The following is a 15,794-nucleotide window of genomic DNA, read 5'->3' on the forward strand; positions in this document are numbered from 1 at the left end:
AAAACAGGCGACTCGCTCGAGTCGCCTGTTTTCATGCACGTTTTTCAATCGCCACGATGAACGGGGGATGATTGATTTGATTGATGAAGCCGTAACGGAGGACGCCGGCCCGCTTTTGATCGAGTGCCTCGACGTAGGCGAGCACCTCGTCGCGCTCGATTTTGCCGCTATCATGGCCATGATAGATGACGACGACGATGACACCACCGACGGCCATGACGTCGAGCAGTTGCTCGAGGGCGTCGATGGTCGTATTGCCCATCGTCGTGACCGACTTGTCGCTTCCCGGTAAATAACCGAGGTTGAACACGGCGGCTGTGATCGGGCGTGTCTCGTCCGCTACAATTTCTCGGACGGTGTCGTGGCTGTCGTGGATGACAGTGACGCGGTCCGTCAATGCTGCTTCCTCGATGCGAATGCGTGTCGCCTCGACCGCCGCTGCTTGGACATCAAACGCGTAGACGTGTCCCGTCGCCTCGACGAGTTCGGCTAAAAACAATGCATCGTGCCCGTTGCCGGCCGTCATATCGATGGCGACGGCACCAGGTGTGACGTGTTCACGGAGTAGGTACTTCGCGAACGGTAAGACTCTCATTAATCCCATGGCTCTCATCCTTCTTTTTTCCTTGGAAGGAATCACGACGCACCAGTTCGGCATCGATGGCGTTCAAGACGGCCATCTTGTGCCGGCTCCACGTCGGACCGATCAACAGATCCGGTGGCCCGTCACCGGTCAACCGATGGATGACGATCTCGGGCGGTAACGTCTCAAGCTGGTCGCAGACGAGGGAGACGTAAGTCGTCTCGTCCATGAGCTCGAGCAATCCTTTTTCGTACTGACGGGCGAGCGGCGTGTGCTTCAAGACGTGGAGCAAATGGATCTTGATTCCTTGTATGTCCATTTTAGCAACTTCTCGCGCCGTGTCGAGCATCATCTCTGTCGTCTCACCAGGGAGACCGTTAATGATATGGACAACCACGCTTATATTGCGTCGGCGGAGCTTGGCGAGACCTTCGAGGAACGTCTTATAGTCATGGCCACGATTGATTTTTTTCGCTGTCGCATCGTGAATCGTCTGTAGACCGAGTTCGACCGTGAGGGACGTCCGCTCGTTCAACTCGGCGAGATAGTCGACGACGTCGTCCGGCAGACAGTCCGGTCGGGTCGCGATCGATAGACCGACGACACCTTCCTCTTTAAGGGCAGGCTCGAACAATTCCCGGAGCCGGGTGACGGGGGCATACGTGTTGCTGAACGCTTGGAAGTAAGCGATGTAGCGGGCTTCTTTCCACTTCCGATGCAACCGAGCTTTCACTTCGGCAAATTGGACCGGGATCGGATCGCAGGCGTTGCCGGCAAAATCACCGCTGCCGTCGTCCGAACAGAATGTACAGCCGCCCTTCGAGACGAGCCCGTCCCGGTTCGGACAAGTGAAACCGCCGTCGAGCGGTACCTTGAACACTTTCCCGCCGAACTCACGGCGGTATGCTTCATTTAATTTGTGGTATCTGGCGTCACCAAATGGATGTTGCATGAATATCCTCTCCTTCTTTGCTCATGCTATCACAAGCTCTCCTCGTGTTTACTTCATAATAAGTAATTTTTCTTGACAGTTATGGGGCGTTCCGTTAGCTTGGAGAAGGACTTATTCTTGATTCGGCCGTCGTGCCGAATTTTTATCGTTAAACGGGAATGAAAGGAGTAACTGGTATGAACAATAAAATGCCGATTTCGGTATGGATTTTGGTCATTGCGATGGCGCTCAACACAACGGCGGCGTCTTTTTTATGGCCATTTAACACACTCTATATAAATGGATATTTAGGCGAATCGATGACGCTCGCAGGGATTGCCCTCCTCGTCAACTCGGCGCTCGCCATCGCTGGGAACTATATCGGGGGCACGCTGTTTGACCGAATTGGCGGGAAACGGACGCTCATCCTCGCGGTCGGGCTGTTGCTCGCGAGCTCGCTCGGCTTCTTGTTGTTTCATGCCACATTCCTCGGTTACTTGGGCTGGCTTGGATTGATTGGGTTTTCGGGTGGCCTCGTCTTCCCGACCGTGTACGCGTTCGCCGGCTTGATTTGGCCGGAAGGCGGACGCCGTTCGTTCAACGCGATTTACGTCGCCCAAAACGTCGGGGTCGCCCTCGGGACGGCGATGAGCGGGCAAATCGCGCGCATCGACATCGAGTTGATTTTCTATGCGAACTTCTTCTTATCGGTCTTGTTCGTCGTCGTCCTCTTGTTCGGGCTCCGTTATTTGAAAGACCCGGCGCGTCCGGTCGTCCAATCGCAGCTTGAGGCTGCGGCGACGACGTTGTCCGGCGCGACGATGAAATCGATGTGGTTCGTCGCCATCGGTTACGCGGCCCTTTGGTTCGTTTACGTGCAGTGGCAAGGCACGATCGCTGTCCATTCGAAAGACCTCGGCGTGACAATCAGCCAGTATTCGCTCCTTTGGACGGTGAACGGCGCCTTGATCGTGTTCGCTCAACCGCTCCTCAACCGGGCACTTCGTTACTTTGAAGACGATTTGAAGAAGCAACTCATCGTTGGCGCCGTTATTTTCCTCGCCGCCTTCGCGGTCGTCCCGTTCGCGGGGGGCTTTACGATGTTCATGGTCGCGATGGTCGTCATGACGATCGGGGAGATGTTCATTTGGCCGGCCGTTCCGACGATCGCCGCGAAACTCGCACCGCCGGGGAAAGCAGGACAGTTCCAAGGACTCGTCAATATCGCGGCCTCGGTCGGTCGGATGATCGGCCCGACCTTATCGGGCCTCGTCTATGACGTATTCGGCATCGGTGCCGTCTTCACAATGCTATTCTTGCTCACGGCCATCGCGCTCGCGTTCTTCATTTTTATGAAAGACATCCGAGTGCCTGAAAAATCAAGTTGACGCTCTAAAACAGATTGGGCTAAAATGAACGAGTGAGATCATACACATGCGTAGAAGAGGAATAGTATCGTGACGTCTGTATTTGTAGAGAGCCGGTGGGTGGTGTGAACCGGTATATGGACTGCGAGAACTCGCCTTGGAGCAGTTCGCCTGAACGAACAGTAAGGTGAACCGGAGTTACGCCTCGTTATCGGCGTCTCAAGTGGCAGAAATGCAACATGGGTGGTACCGCGGAAAGCTTTCAAGCCTTTCGTCCCATTACCGGGGCGGAAGGCTTTTTATTATGCAGAGGAGGATGAATTTTGGATTATTTTAAACATCAAGACATCGAGCCGAAATGGCAAAAGCGTTGGGACGAGAAAGATGCGTTCCGGACGACAGAAGACCCGGACAAGGAGTGTTTCTACGTCCTTGACATGTTCCCATATCCATCAGGAGCCGGCCTTCACGTCGGTCACCCGGAAGGTTACACGGCGACGGACATCATCGCCCGCATGAAACGGATGCAAGGCTTCAACGTCCTCCATCCAATGGGGTGGGACGCGTTCGGTCTTCCGGCCGAGCAATATGCCCTCGACACAGGGAATGACCCGCGCGAGTTCACAGAGCGCAACATCGGCACATTCCGCCGCCAGTTGAAAGAGCTCGGTTTCTCATACGATTGGGATCGTGAAATCAGCACGACCGACCCGAAATACTACAAGTGGACGCAATGGATTTTCACACAGCTCCATGACCGCGGACTCGCCTACGTCGACGAAGTCGCCGTCAACTGGTGCCCGGCCCTCGGGACGGTACTCGCCAACGAAGAAGTCATCGACGGCTTGTCAGAGCGCGGCAGCCATCCGGTTTACCGTGTCCCGATGAAGCAGTGGGTGCTCCGCATCACGGAATACGCAGAGCGGTTGCTCGATGATTTAGAAGGGCTTGACTGGCCAGACAGCGTCAAAGAGATGCAACGCAACTGGATCGGCAAGTCGGTCGGGGCCGAAGTCGATTTCAAAGTCGACGGTCACGAAAAAGTCGTCACGGTGTTCACGACACGTCCGGACACACTTTACGGCGCGACATACGTCACGCTCGCACCGGAGCACCCGTTCGTGAAAGCCATCGCGACACCGGAACAAACCGTCGCCATCGAGGCGTACGTCGAAGAAGTCTCGAAAAAAACGGATCTCGAGCGGACCGATCTTGCTAAAGAGAAAACAGGCGTGTTTACTGGCGCTTACGCGATCAACCCGGTCAATGGTGAGAAGCTTCCAATCTGGATTGCTGACTACGTGTTGTCAACGTATGGTACAGGTGCGGTCATGGCCGTTCCTGGACATGATGAGCGCGACTATGAGTTCGCGAAGACGTTTGACCTTCCAATCCGTGAAGTCGTCACCGGCGGCAACTTGGATGAGGCGGCTTACGTCGAGGATGGCGTCCACGTCAACTCAGGTAGCTTGGACGGTCTCAATAAAGCCGACGCGATCGCCAAGATCATCGAAGAGCTTGAACTTGCCGGCACTGGCCGTGCGAAGACGACGTATCGTCTCCGCGACTGGTTGTTCAGCCGTCAGCGCTATTGGGGCGAGCCGATTCCAATCGTTCATATGGAAGATGGCACGCTCAAGACGGTACCGGTCGAAGACCTCCCGCTCGAACTCCCGATTATCGATGAAATCAAACCGTCGGGTACGGGTGAATCGCCGCTTGCGAACGCGGACGAGTGGTTGACGTACACGGATCCAGTGACGGGTGAGAAGGGTCGTCGCGAGACGAACACGATGCCACAATGGGCCGGCAGCTGCTGGTACTACATTCGCTTCATCGATCCGCACAATGAAGACATGATCGCGGACCCAGAGAAGTTGAAGCGTTGGCTTCCGGTCGATTTGTATATCGGTGGTACGGAGCACGCGGTCCTACACTTGCTCTACGCTCGTTTCTGGCACAAAGTGCTCTACGATATCGGCATCGTCCCGACGAAAGAGCCGTTCCAAAAACTCTACAACCAAGGGATGATCCTTGGTGAGAACAACGAGAAGATGTCGAAATCGAAAGGGAACGTCGTCAACCCGGATGACATCATCAAATCGCACGGAGCCGACACGCTTCGTCTTTACGAGATGTTCATGGGACCACTCGATGCGGCCATCGCTTGGTCGACGAACGGTCTCGACGGCGCTCGTCGCTTCCTTGACCGTGTCTGGCGTTTGTTCGATCAGACAGAGCTTCAAGACGTCGCACCGACTGCCGACTTCGAGCGGACGTACCATCAGACGGTGAAGAAAGTGACAGAAGATTATGAGGCGCTCCGTTTCAACACGGCGATCTCGCAACTCATGGTCTTCATCAACGAAGCGTATAAACAAGACACGCTTCCGAAACAAGAAATGATCAACTTCATTAAGATGCTCGCCCCGGTCGCGCCACACTTGGCCGAAGAGTTGTGGGAGCGTCTCGGCATGACGGAAGACTTGACGTATGCGGCATGGCCGAAGTTTGATGAGTCGAAACTCGTCAGCGACACGATTGAAGTCGTCATCCAAGTGAACGGCAAGCTTCGTGCGAAGATGCACGTGGCCCGCGACGCTTCGAAAGAAGCGCTCGAGGCCGATGCGCTCGCGAACGAACGCGTTCAAGAGTTCACGGAAGGGAAGACGGTCCGCAAAGTGATCGTCGTTCCAGGTAAGCTCGTCAATATCGTCGTTGGATAAGCAAAGGAATGTGTGACATTGTCACACGTTCCTTTCTTTTGTATGATGTCGTTTTCTTTTCGGGGCGGGTTTGTTACACTAAAGGGCGATACTGCATGTAAAGGGGACGAAACGTCCATGAAACGTTCTTACGTACTATATACGACGCTGTTTGCCGTCGTCGTCGGTGTGATTTTGTGCTATGTGTTCGTCTTTTCGGACGAGGATATTCAAAGCCAAATCGCCTCGACGTTTGAAAAAATAGAGATTCAAACGAGTCACCAAGCGACATCTGTACCTCCCGTCGAAGCCTCGCCGGACGAGGAGGATATCGATACGACCGATGCCCTCGAACAGATTCAACAGCTCGATGAAGTGTACTATAGTGACACGATCGGATCATATCTCGTCTTGACGAAAAATAAAGAATTTTTCGAAGTGAGCGGGAACGCCAATCGCGTGAACGCGTCACTCATCCTCAGCAACGAAGGACAGCCCTACCGGTTCGGCGAGTTCATCGGTATGCGCATGATTTCCGAGGACAAGATTTATGCCGTCACGGCGAATGGGGTTCTCGTGACAATCGAGCGTGAAGAGGGCCGGTGGACGGAACAACGACGCAAATTGATTAAAGGAATCGCCTCGACAGACCGATTGTTCGGCCTCGGTTATGACGAGGAGACGAAACGACTGATCATCATGAGCCGTTTGGCGGACACGCCCGACGTGGAACTGTTATACGTCCAAGAACGGACGCTCGAGGATGAGACGGCCACCGATGCTGAAGCGAAGCCAGAGACAGAAGAAACAGCCGATGCGAACCAGACGGATGCGACGACCGAAGTGGATTCAGACGCCGATACGGCGACCACGGCTGATGAGGCAGACGCCGAAGAAGCGCCAGCGCCTGAGACGGAGTGGGCCATTGAGTCGAGAAAACCGCTCACGACCGAAGGGATGAGCGCCTCGATTCAACAGAAGTTCGAGAACTTCCGCGGTGTCGGCCTCGTCGAACGCCAGGGACGCATTTACGTCCTCGATTCAGAAGAACTCGTCCTCTACACGATCAACCCGGATGAAGGGACGATGAACGGACAGATGGTCACTCCTCGTGTGTACGGGTCGACCGGTATGTTTTTGCAAGACAATGAAATTTTCGCCATCGTGCGACCAGATGTGTTCGACCTTGACGATTTCGTCTCGGTCGACTGATAGGAGAGGATCATATGAGCAAACGCTATTTCTATGAAGAAGTTCGCCAATTCCATGAGACGTTCGGGCACCCGGAAGCGAGTGCGCCACAGCCGCTCGAGTTAGACCGGGCCGTCAAACGTTCGGTCTGGACGGCAGAAGAGGCCGTCGTCGAATTTTTACATCAATCGGCACGGAACGAGGAAGAGTTCCTGCAAGCCGTCGCCACGTTCCAACAAGGATTCGAACAGGCTGTTCAGAAATCGCTCCAGGACGCCCCACCGACAAATGACGTCGAGCGACTCGTCGGACAAGGTGATGCGCTCACGGACGCCCTCTATTTCGTGATGGGCAGTTTCGTCGAGCTCGGGCTCGACCCGGTGCCGTTGTTCGAGATCGTGCAGCGCGCCAATATGGCGAAGCTCGGTCCGGATGGTAAGCCGATCCTGCGCGCGTCAGACAATAAGGTCATGAAGCCGGAAGGCTGGTTGCCACCCGAGCCAGAGCTCGAGGCGGAAGTGCGACGCCAACTTGAAGCGAAACAGTGACACCAAAAAGAGAGCCTATCTCGCGCGATAGGCTCTCTTTTTTATACGGTTGTACGTACAGCAAATTCTGCGGCGTGCGACCCGGCACAATGTCCGGTCGTGAAGGCGGCCGTGATGTTATAACCACCTGTATAGCCGTGAATGTCGAGCACCTCGCCGGCGAAGAACAGGCCGTCCGCTTTCTTCGACATCATCGTCTGCGGGGCGATCTCTTTGACAGAGACGCCGCCGCCGGTGACGAACGCTTTGTCGAAATCGAGCGTCCCGGTCGCATGTAGCTCAAACGTCTTCAGTCGTGTCGCAAAATCGATGACCGATTGTTTCTTCAACTGACTCGCGTCTTCTTCACCGAAAGCGAGGTCGGCCAACAACAGGTCGAGCATCCGTTCCGGGATAAACCCTTTCCAGACGTTCTTGACGGCCCGTTTCGGTTGTTCTTGGACTTGGTTCCACAGCTCTTGATACAGCTCGTCACGTGCCATGTCCGGGAACAAGTCGAGCGAGAGGGCGACGACACGCTCTTTGCTGCGTTTGCGCTCTTTGATCGTATATTGGCTGCACCGGAGGGCGATCGGGCCCGAGATGCCGAAGTGCGTGAATATCATATCGCCACGGTGTGTCTTGATCGGTTTGCCTTTTTTGCCGTGGACGGTGAGGGCGACGTCCCGGAGCGACAGCCCTTGAAGCTGTTTCGTGCCGATAAAGGCATCGTTCAACAAAATCGGCACCTCGGTCGGGAACAGTTCCGTGATCGTGTGCCCGGCTTTCTCGGCCCACGGATATCCGTCGCCGGTCGAGCCGGTGTGGGGGACAGATTGTCCGCCGACAGCGATGACACATGCGCCTGCCTCGATGCGTTCACCGTCCTCCAGTTCGACCGCTTCAAACTCGTTTGCTTCATTAAAATGGAGCGTCTTCACTTTCGCGTTTTTGCGAATCTCGACACCGAGTGCGTCGATGGCGCCGAGGAGCGTGTTGACGACATCTTGCGCTTTGTCCGTCACTGGGAACATCCGGCCGTTGTCTTCTTCTTTTAATGGGATGCCGAACCCGGTGAATAAGTCGATAATCGACTGGTTGTCGAACTGGGCGAGGGCGCTATATAAGAAGCGTCCGTTCCCCGGAATGAACTGAATCAGTTCGTCGACGGGCTTGCGGTTCGTGACGTTACAGCGCCCGCCGCCAGAAATGGCGAGCTTGCGTCCGAGCTTCGAACCTTTATCAATCAGGAGCGTGTTCGCTCCGGCTTTGGCGGCGGCGTATGTCGCCATCAGGCCGCTTGGCCCTCCTCCGATGACGATGACATCTTTCATCATGGTATCCCTCGTTTCTCTTCTCAATCTAAACTTTAACGGTTCGTAACTTTATTATCTGCAACAGTAAGAGTATAATGAGAAACGGTTGTTTTGTAAAACTAGGTACATTAGTTGTGAAAGAATAGATGGAGGTATCTCATGTCATCAAGCGTCAAACAAGATTCAGGACGGGAGTCCTTCGTCAAAGGCACGCTGCTCTTATCAGCCGGAAATTTGATCTCGCGTGCGCTCGGACTGCTCTATACGTTTCCCTTCCAAGCGATGGTCGGGATTGCCGGCGTCACGCTCTATCAGGCGGCCTACACCTATTATGCGCTCATGATCGCCATTTCGACGGCGGGGATTCCTGTCGCCGTCTCAAAATTTATCGCCAAGTATAACGCGCTCGGTGAATATGGCACGAGTCAGCGCTTGTTCCGTCAAGGGATGAAGCTGATGCTCGTGACCGGAGTCGTCGCTTTTTTATTACTGTTTTTCTCAGCACCGTGGTTATCAGAACTCATGGTCCGCAACTCGGAGAACAATCAGCAATATATCGACTCGTTGACGCTCGTCACGCGTAGCGTCAGTTTCGCACTCCTGCTCATCCCAGCGATGAGCATGGTGCGCGGCTATTTCCAAGGACATCAGGACATGGCCCCGACGGCCATCTCGCAAGTCATCGAACAGATCGTCCGCATCATGTTCCTGCTCAGCGGAACGATGCTCGTCTTGTTCGTCTTCTCGGACTCGGCACTCATTCGTCCGCTCGCCGACTCGCTCGGTGGGACCGCTGCCGTGGCGACGACCGAGTTGAACGGGTTGAAAGTACTCGCCGTGACGATCGCGACGTTCAGCGCCTTTATCGGGGCAATCGGAAGTATCGTCGTGCTCGCCATGTATTGGCGCAAACGGAAAGACATCCATCGTCAGACGGATAATCCGGCCGGTACGCCGGTCCGTTCGATGAAATCGCTCTTGCTCGAGTTGCTCAGTTACTCGATCCCGATCGTCATGGTCGGCTTGTCGACGCCGCTCTATCAGTTCGTCGACCAGTTGACGATGGTCAACACGTTGCTCAACTCGGGCAAGTCGGTCGCTGAAGCGACGTCCGCGTTTGGATTCTTGACCGGGAACGCCCATAAGATCGTCTTGATTCCGGTATCGATCGCGGCAAGTGTGTCGATGGCGACGATTCCGCTCGTCACGAAATCGTTCACGCACGGCGACATGAATAAAGTCCGTAATCAAGTGAACCACATCTTCCAAGTGTCGTTCTTTGTCACCATCCCGGCCGTCATCGGGTTGGTCGCCCTCTCCGAGCCGTTGTTCGGGACACTGTTCCCGGGTGACCGGGAAGGGTGGGTCTACTTGCTCCACTATGCGCCGAGTGCGTTCTTCCTGGCCTATTACTCGGTGGCAGCGGCCATCCTGCAAGGGATCAATCGTCAGTACTTCACGATCTTCGCGACGGCGATGGGACTATTGACGAAAGCTGCACTCAACGTACCGTTCGTCTATGCGCTCGGCGGCATCGGCGCCGGTTACGCGACGATCGCCGGCTATATTGTCGCGATCATCCTCATGGTGTGGAAAATTCAACGGACGCTCCAGTTCCCGTATAAGCAATTGTTGCGTCGGACGATGCTCATGTTTGCCATGGGTGGGGCGATGTTTATCGCGGTATACGGCTCGTTGTTCGTCACGCTCCAAGATGAGCCGAGCTGGGGGAACGATATATTGGCTACGATCGTCGGTTTCGGAATCGGCCTCGTCGTATACGGCTATCTCGGTTGGAGAAGTCACTTGGCCGGAAAACTACTAGGGAAACGATTCCAATATCGGAGGAAAGCATAATGCGAATTGATAAATTATTGGCGAACATGGGATATGGTTCGCGTAAAGACGTCAAGATTTTATTGAAACAAGGGGCCGTCCGGATCGATGACCAGCCCGTCAAAGATGCGAAACGACAAATCAACTTAGAGGCGGAACGTGTGACCGTGCACGGGGAAGTCGTCGAGTACAAACCGTTCGTCTATTTGATGATGAACAAGCCGGCTGGTGTCATCAGTGCGACCGAGGACAAAGTCGAGTCGACGGTCGTCGATTTAATCGACCCGGCCTATGCCCATTACGATTTGTTCCCGGTCGGACGCCTCGACAAAGATACGACCGGCCTGTTGCTATTGACGAACGATGGGGCGTTCAATCACGCGCTCATGTCGCCTCGTAAACACGTCGACAAAGTATATATCGCCGAAGTCGATGGGGAGATGACGGCAGATGATGTCCGTCGCTTCGCCGAAGGCGTCGAACTCGAGGACGGCTACACGACGAAACCGGCACGACTTGAACTGCTCAGCAAGTCCGGGCGCCGCTCGACGATTCGCTTGACGCTCTCGGAAGGGAAGTATCATCAAGTGAAACGGATGGTCGCCGCGGTCGGAAAACATGTGGAGCGGCTCGAGCGCGTCCAAATCGGTGGCCTCGAACTCGATCCGACGCTTGAACCTGGTGCATACCGTGAGTTGACAGAAACGGAAGTCGACTTGTTCCTCATATGATTCGGAAGTACGTGTCAATCGGCACGTACTTTTTTGTGCAAAAAAAGGGACCCGCGTGCGGAATCCCTTGTAACTTGTTATTCAATTTGCCGTCTTGAGTGAACGTTTTGATGACGTCCACGTGCCCCGACTCGGACTTTCAACCAGATTGTTGTATTCAAGAACGTTCAAATCACGTTGTACGGTGCGTGACGTGATCCCAAACTCCTCTACTAGTTCTGAAGTGGTGACGCATTCCCTTTCGTTAATGAACAAATAAATGGACTTGATGCGGGTTAGCATACGATCTGTTGAACCTTTCATTGGATGACCTCCCAATGCGTAGAATGATGAAAGACAAAACCTACGGACGACAAATGAAATATGAAATTGTTATTTTCTAAAATTACACCTTTAGTATACCGCTCTCAAATATAATTGCAAGTGAAAAGAACGAACAATCGAAATGTAAAGAACATGTTATGAACGTAAATATCGAATGAACATCGTGTAAATGGATAATAAAACTTCTAAAAGACGAACGAAAAAATATTTTCGAAATGAATGTTCGTCTTTCTAACATTTGGATATACTAATAAGGGAGAGAACATTCGCAAAGGGGAGATTGAGATGAATTGGAGACAAGAAGTCGACGCACGAACAGACGCGTTTTTAGAAGATTTAAAAGGGTTGTTACAAATCCCGAGCGTCCTCGATGAAGACAAGGCCGGACCGAACGAGCCGTTTGGTCCTGAAGTCCGCCGTGCCCTCGATTATATGTTTGCGTTAGGAGAGCGTGACGGATTCGTGACGAAAGATGTCGGCGGTTACGCTGGACATTTGGAGTACGGGTCAGGCGAAGAAATCGTTGGGATCCTCTGCCACTTAGACGTGGTGCCGGCCGGAGACGGATGGACGTATGGGGCGTTCAATCCGACGGTCGCGGACGGGAAACTGTACGCCCGCGGCAGCAATGACGATAAGGGTCCGACGATGGCTGCTTATTACGGGTTGCGCATCGTGAAAGAGCTCGGGTTGCCGCTATCGAAACGTGTCCGCCTCATCGCCGGTTGTGACGAGGAGAGCGAATGGCGCTGTGTCCGTGAATATTTTAAGCAGGAAGCGATGCCGACATACGGTTTCGCACCGGATGCTGATTTCCCGATTATTAACGCGGAAAAAGGTTTGTATGACGGTGTCTTGAAGCAACTCCCAATTCAGCGCGTACCCGGCTCGAAACATCACTTGGTCTCGTTCGTGAGCGGAGAACGTCCGAACATGGTCCCGGATTTCGCGACCGCGGTACTTGAGACAGAAGATGTGCTCGAAGAAAAATTTGAGGCCTACCTTGCGAAATATGAGGCCGACGGGACGTGCACATGGGAAGCGGGGACGTATACGTTCACGATGAAAGGTGTCGCCGCCCATGCGATGGAGCCGGATAATGGTGTGAACGCGGCCTACGTACTTGCCGGGTTCCTACTGACGCTTCCACTCGATATTCAAGGGGAGCGCTACATCGAGTTCATCCGCCACGTCTTTGCTGACTCACGCGGGATTTCGCTTGGCATCGAAGCGACCGACGAGACCGGTGACTTGACGATTAACGGTGGCGTGTTCCGCTATCAAGGCGAAGAGCGGACGGCGACGGTCAATATCCGTTATCCGTATACCGCGAAGTTTGAAGAACGGTTGCAAAACTTGAAAGAGATCGCCTTGTCGTTCGGGTTCGAACTGTCGACGCGTCACCATATGCCGCCGCACCACGTGGCCGAGGACCATCCGCTCGTGAAAACGTTGGCGGATGTGTATGAGCGTCAAACCGGCGAATCGGCACACTTGATGGCCATCGGCGGAGGAACGTATGCCCGTTCGCTCGAGGCTGGTGTGGCTTTCGGCGCATTGTTCCCAGGAGCGAAAGATGTCGCACACCAAGTCGATGAATACATGGAAATTGAAGATTTACTTCGCGCCGCCGCCATCTATGCGGAAGCGATTTATGAGCTCGCTAAATAATAATCCGTGAGAGCTGACTGATTCGGTCGGCTCTCTGTCTGTTAGGAAGGAAGTTTACAGTGAACCAACAAAAACTATCGTTTCAATCAATGTATGTCGCTATCTTTTTCGCACAAGGGGCCCTCATTCCTTACATGGCACTTTTCTTCTCGCAGGCACGCTTTGATTTGTCTCCGGGTCAGGTCGGGACGATTGTCGCCATCATGCCGATCCTCTCGATTGGTGTCCAGCCGTTATGGGGCATGCTTGCCGATCGGACGGGCCGTGTCCGGGCGTGGCTCGGTATCGCCATGATCGGGGCGGCCGCCCTTTCCATCACGTTCTTGTTCGCGACCGATTACGTTTGGATCGTGCTCTTGATGGTCGCCTGGTCGGTGTTCCAATGCGCGCACATCCCGCTTATCGATATGATGACGCTCGATTATACGGCCCGTGTCAAAATTGATTATGGAGCCATCCGTCTATTCGGATCGGCCGGTTTCGCCATCGCCGTTTTCATGATGGGACGAATCGCGGATACGACGTGGGGTCTTGCGAGCACATTTTTGCTCAGCGCCATCGTACTCGTGGCCGGCAGCATCGTGTTAAGGACGATTGCCGAACCGGTTGCAACGCGCGCGACGACGGTCGCCCCGTTCGCTTGGTCGGCCGTCTGGAACGCCCCGTTCATCGCCTTTTTGATTGGGGGCATGCTCGTCTTCGGTCCAATCTATGCGAACAACTATTACTTCGGGATATACGTGACGAGTATCGGCGGCTCGACGACGCTCGTCGGGACGTTGTTTTTAGTGGCCGTGCTTTGTGAGATCCCGTTCATGAAAGTGGCGTATCAAATCGTCGAACGTCTTGGGACGGTCAACGTACTTGCGGGAGCGGCGTTAGTTTCAGCGCTCCGCAACGGTTGGCTCGCACTCGAACCAGAACTGTGGGTCGTCTGGCTGCTCGCCATCGTCCAAGGGCTCGTCGTCGGCCTGCTCATTCCGGTCGCGCTTCAGTTTGTGCGAAGCCTTGTCAGCCGAAACGTCACCTCGACGGCGATTGGCGTCTATATGGCAGTTACTTCAGGTTTGGCGACGGCCGCGTTCAATCAGTTGAGCGGAATCATCATTGAAGTGAACAGCATTATCGGTGTATTTTGGATGTACACAGTCGTCAGTGTGATTGGCGCGATTTTATTCTTAGGGTTGAGACGGTTTCGTGAGAAAGGATGATTCCGATGTCGACACATTACTTTATAGCCCTACCGATGGAGGAGGCGGAGTTCGAACGCGTTCAACGGGCCATCTTGCCGTTTTATTCGTATCGCCGGACGTATCGGCCGGAAGAATTCCATTTGACGCTTCAGTTTCTTGGCGCATTGGACGATGATGAAGTCGAGGCGGTCAAAGAGATCACGCGTGACGTGACGGAAGTGACGGCTCCGTTTTCACTGATGTTCCAACAAATTGATCACTTCGGGAGACCAGATCGTCCTCGAGTGTTGACGATTGTCCCGGATTCGTCTGCAGAATTGACGGCGCTCACCGGGACGCTCCGGCGCAAGCTGTCTGAAGAGATCGCGTCACTCGACCGGAAACCGTTCGTCCCGCACGTCACGCTCGCCAAAAAGTGGGACACCGGAACGATCATTCCACACATCCCCCCGACGTTCAAGATCGAAGAGTCGATTGAAGCCGTCATCCTTTATCGAATCAATCCGAACCACACCCCTGCCTATGAGGCAGTTGAAGTATTTCCGTTACAGCGGTCAGAGGAGGACACATGGCGATCCCGATTAAAATTTTTGACGTGACATCTAAATATGAACGAAATATGCTCGATCAGTTCAATCGTTTCCAAGAATACGTCGAGTCCGATGTCGCCCGTATGCGCCGCCTGCATGAGTCCAATCGGTTGAATCCGCCCGAGATCATGGAGTTCGAGAACCCATGGTGGAAATTTTGGCGTCGAACGGAACGTATCGAGCTCGAACCGACCCCACTCTCGGAGACGCAGTTCCAGGCGCTCCTCGCGAACCGTCGCCACATCCAGAAGTTGCAGTTCGCATGTGAAGGGGCGACCGAAGCAGACATGCCGTTCTTGCCGTTCCTTCGTGAATACGGTTATCGCAAGATGGTGACCGAATGGAACGACCAACACTTCTTCATGTATCGTCCAGTTGTCGAATGGAACGGGGCAACTGTCGAATTGAGCCATCTTATCATCGGACCGTCACATCTGTATTTGGTCGAATGGCTTGACGGGGATCGGAGCATCTATCACATCTCAAAGCAGAAGACATGGATTCATCAACCGCTCAAAGGGGAAAATAAACGTGTAGTCAATCCGCTCATTGCATTGACGCGCACTGAAGAAATCATTCGACAGTTTCTTCCGTCCTATGACGGGGTCATCCAAAAAGTCACGGTGGCCCCAGAAGGCTATTTCGATCACGTGCCCGAGACAAGGTCGACTCAGTTCATTTCACGCTCTGATTATGAGTCGTGGCTGAAACAAGTGAACACGAGGGCACCGATCGTCAAAGCCCAACAAATTCGAGATGTGGCGAAACTACTAGATGCGACAGCCCAGATGCCGTTTCGACAATTTTTGGACCAGTAGGTTGGAGAGGA

Annotated in this window: 14 protein-coding genes and 1 other annotated feature; of the genes, 10 read left to right on the forward strand and 4 right to left on the reverse strand. The window is 53.9% G+C overall.

Annotated features, from left to right (window positions below; translation table 11 throughout):
• Positions 1–31: 31 nt before the first annotated feature.
• A complete protein-coding gene (gene mnmM, locus KNP86_RS04305) occupies positions 32–604 on the reverse strand; it encodes a tRNA 5-(aminomethyl)-2-thiouridylate-methyltransferase MnmM (RefSeq protein WP_214753024.1) in 573 nt (190 codons plus the stop codon).
• Positions 558–1,535 (reverse strand): tRNA modification radical SAM protein MnmL/YtqA, encoded by a 978-nt coding sequence (gene mnmL / locus KNP86_RS04310; RefSeq protein WP_214753025.1) that lies wholly within the window; start codon positions 1,533–1,535, stop codon positions 558–560. Before mnmL ends, mnmM begins: the two co-directional genes overlap by 47 nt.
• 176 nt (positions 1,536–1,711) lie before the next feature.
• Between mnmL and KNP86_RS04315 the strand changes: the two genes are divergently transcribed.
• The 4 genes from KNP86_RS04315 to KNP86_RS04330 all read left to right on the forward strand — a co-directional run bounded on the left by KNP86_RS04315 (position 1,712) and on the right by KNP86_RS04330 (position 7,325).
• Positions 1,712–2,902, forward strand: coding sequence for an MDR family MFS transporter (locus KNP86_RS04315; protein ID WP_052090142.1), 1,191 nt, complete (start codon positions 1,712–1,714; stop codon positions 2,900–2,902).
• Positions 2,903–2,944: 42 nt separating this feature from the next.
• Positions 2,945–3,163, forward strand: a binding site (T-box leader).
• A gap of 41 nt (positions 3,164–3,204) precedes the next feature.
• A complete protein-coding gene (leuS, locus tag KNP86_RS04320) occupies positions 3,205–5,607 on the forward strand; it encodes a leucine--tRNA ligase (protein ID WP_034778309.1) in 2,403 nt (800 codons plus the stop codon).
• 117 nt (positions 5,608–5,724) lie between these two features.
• A complete protein-coding gene (locus tag KNP86_RS04325) occupies positions 5,725–6,798 on the forward strand; it encodes a hypothetical protein (RefSeq protein ID WP_034778308.1) in 1,074 nt (357 codons plus the stop codon).
• Positions 6,799–6,812: 14 nt separating this feature from the next.
• Complete coding sequence (locus KNP86_RS04330) at positions 6,813–7,325, forward strand: pyrophosphohydrolase domain-containing protein (RefSeq protein ID WP_034778307.1); 513 nt, start codon at positions 6,813–6,815, stop codon at positions 7,323–7,325.
• Between the two features lie 41 nt (positions 7,326–7,366).
• On the opposite strand, the gene KNP86_RS04335 is transcribed toward KNP86_RS04330, so the two are convergent.
• Positions 7,367–8,641: a BaiN/RdsA family NAD(P)/FAD-dependent oxidoreductase gene (locus tag KNP86_RS04335; protein WP_034778302.1), complete on the reverse strand. Its 1,275-nt coding sequence runs from the start codon at positions 8,639–8,641 to the stop codon at positions 7,367–7,369.
• A 138-nt stretch (positions 8,642–8,779) separates the two neighbouring features.
• Between KNP86_RS04335 and KNP86_RS04340 the strand changes: the two genes are divergently transcribed.
• Complete coding sequence (locus KNP86_RS04340) at positions 8,780–10,477, forward strand: putative polysaccharide biosynthesis protein (protein WP_034778300.1); 1,698 nt, start codon at positions 8,780–8,782, stop codon at positions 10,475–10,477.
• Positions 10,477–11,187 carry a pseudouridine synthase gene (locus KNP86_RS04345; RefSeq protein ID WP_034778298.1) on the forward strand — a complete coding sequence of 237 codons (711 nt, stop codon included), beginning with the start codon at positions 10,477–10,479 and terminating at the stop codon, positions 11,185–11,187. Before KNP86_RS04340 ends, KNP86_RS04345 begins: the two co-directional genes overlap by 1 nt.
• Positions 11,188–11,268: 81 nt before the next feature.
• Here the strand turns inward: KNP86_RS04345 and KNP86_RS04350 are convergent, their stop codons facing one another.
• On the reverse strand, positions 11,269–11,490 hold the full coding sequence (locus KNP86_RS04350; protein WP_081637897.1) for a DeoR family transcriptional regulator: 222 nt from the start codon (positions 11,488–11,490) through the stop codon (positions 11,269–11,271).
• 306 nt (positions 11,491–11,796) lie between these two features.
• On the opposite strand from KNP86_RS04350, the gene pepV reads away from it, so the two are divergent.
• From pepV to KNP86_RS04370, 4 genes are read left to right on the forward strand one after another with little or no spacing between them, the layout of a single operon-like run.
• Entirely contained in the window at positions 11,797–13,182 is a 1,386-nt protein-coding gene (gene pepV / locus KNP86_RS04355; protein ID WP_034778296.1) for a dipeptidase PepV, read from the forward strand.
• 59 nt (positions 13,183–13,241) lie between these two features.
• The gene (locus KNP86_RS04360) at positions 13,242–14,393 is read left to right on the forward strand and encodes an MFS transporter (RefSeq protein WP_084592834.1); all 1,152 of its coding nucleotides are present in this window, start codon (positions 13,242–13,244) and stop codon (positions 14,391–14,393) included.
• A gap of 5 nt (positions 14,394–14,398) precedes the next feature.
• Positions 14,399–14,974, forward strand: a complete 576-nt coding sequence (thpR, locus tag KNP86_RS04365) for an RNA 2',3'-cyclic phosphodiesterase (RefSeq protein ID WP_034778294.1) — start codon at positions 14,399–14,401, stop codon at positions 14,972–14,974.
• A complete protein-coding gene (locus KNP86_RS04370; RefSeq protein ID WP_034778292.1) occupies positions 14,944–15,783 on the forward strand; it encodes an NERD domain-containing protein in 840 nt (279 codons plus the stop codon). Before thpR ends, KNP86_RS04370 begins: the two co-directional genes overlap by 31 nt.
• Positions 15,784–15,794 lie beyond the last annotated feature (11 nt).

Source organism: Exiguobacterium sp. s16 (genome assembly GCF_018618115.1).
GTDB lineage: Bacteria > Bacillota > Bacilli > Exiguobacteriales > Exiguobacteriaceae > Exiguobacterium > Exiguobacterium mexicanum_A.

Coding starts and splice junctions, on each gene's coding strand:
- KNP86_RS04350 (WP_081637897.1), bottom strand. CDS start 11,490: ATGAAAGGTTCAACAGATCGTATGCTAACCCGCATCAAGTCCATTTAT.
- KNP86_RS04370 (WP_034778292.1), top strand. CDS start 14,944: ATGGCGATCCCGATTAAAATTTTTGACGTGACATCTAAATATGAACGA.
- KNP86_RS04315 (WP_052090142.1), top strand. CDS start 1,712: ATGAACAATAAAATGCCGATTTCGGTATGGATTTTGGTCATTGCGATG.
- mnmM (WP_214753024.1), bottom strand. CDS start 604: ATGGGATTAATGAGAGTCTTACCGTTCGCGAAGTACCTACTCCGTGAA.
- pepV (WP_034778296.1), top strand. CDS start 11,797: ATGAATTGGAGACAAGAAGTCGACGCACGAACAGACGCGTTTTTAGAA.
- KNP86_RS04340 (WP_034778300.1), top strand. CDS start 8,780: ATGTCATCAAGCGTCAAACAAGATTCAGGACGGGAGTCCTTCGTCAAA.
- KNP86_RS04335 (WP_034778302.1), bottom strand. CDS start 8,641: ATGATGAAAGATGTCATCGTCATCGGAGGAGGGCCAAGCGGCCTGATG.
- thpR (WP_034778294.1), top strand. CDS start 14,399: ATGTCGACACATTACTTTATAGCCCTACCGATGGAGGAGGCGGAGTTC.
- KNP86_RS04325 (WP_034778308.1), top strand. CDS start 5,725: ATGAAACGTTCTTACGTACTATATACGACGCTGTTTGCCGTCGTCGTC.
- KNP86_RS04330 (WP_034778307.1), top strand. CDS start 6,813: ATGAGCAAACGCTATTTCTATGAAGAAGTTCGCCAATTCCATGAGACG.
- KNP86_RS04345 (WP_034778298.1), top strand. CDS start 10,477: ATGCGAATTGATAAATTATTGGCGAACATGGGATATGGTTCGCGTAAA.
- mnmL (WP_214753025.1), bottom strand. CDS start 1,535: ATGCAACATCCATTTGGTGACGCCAGATACCACAAATTAAATGAAGCA.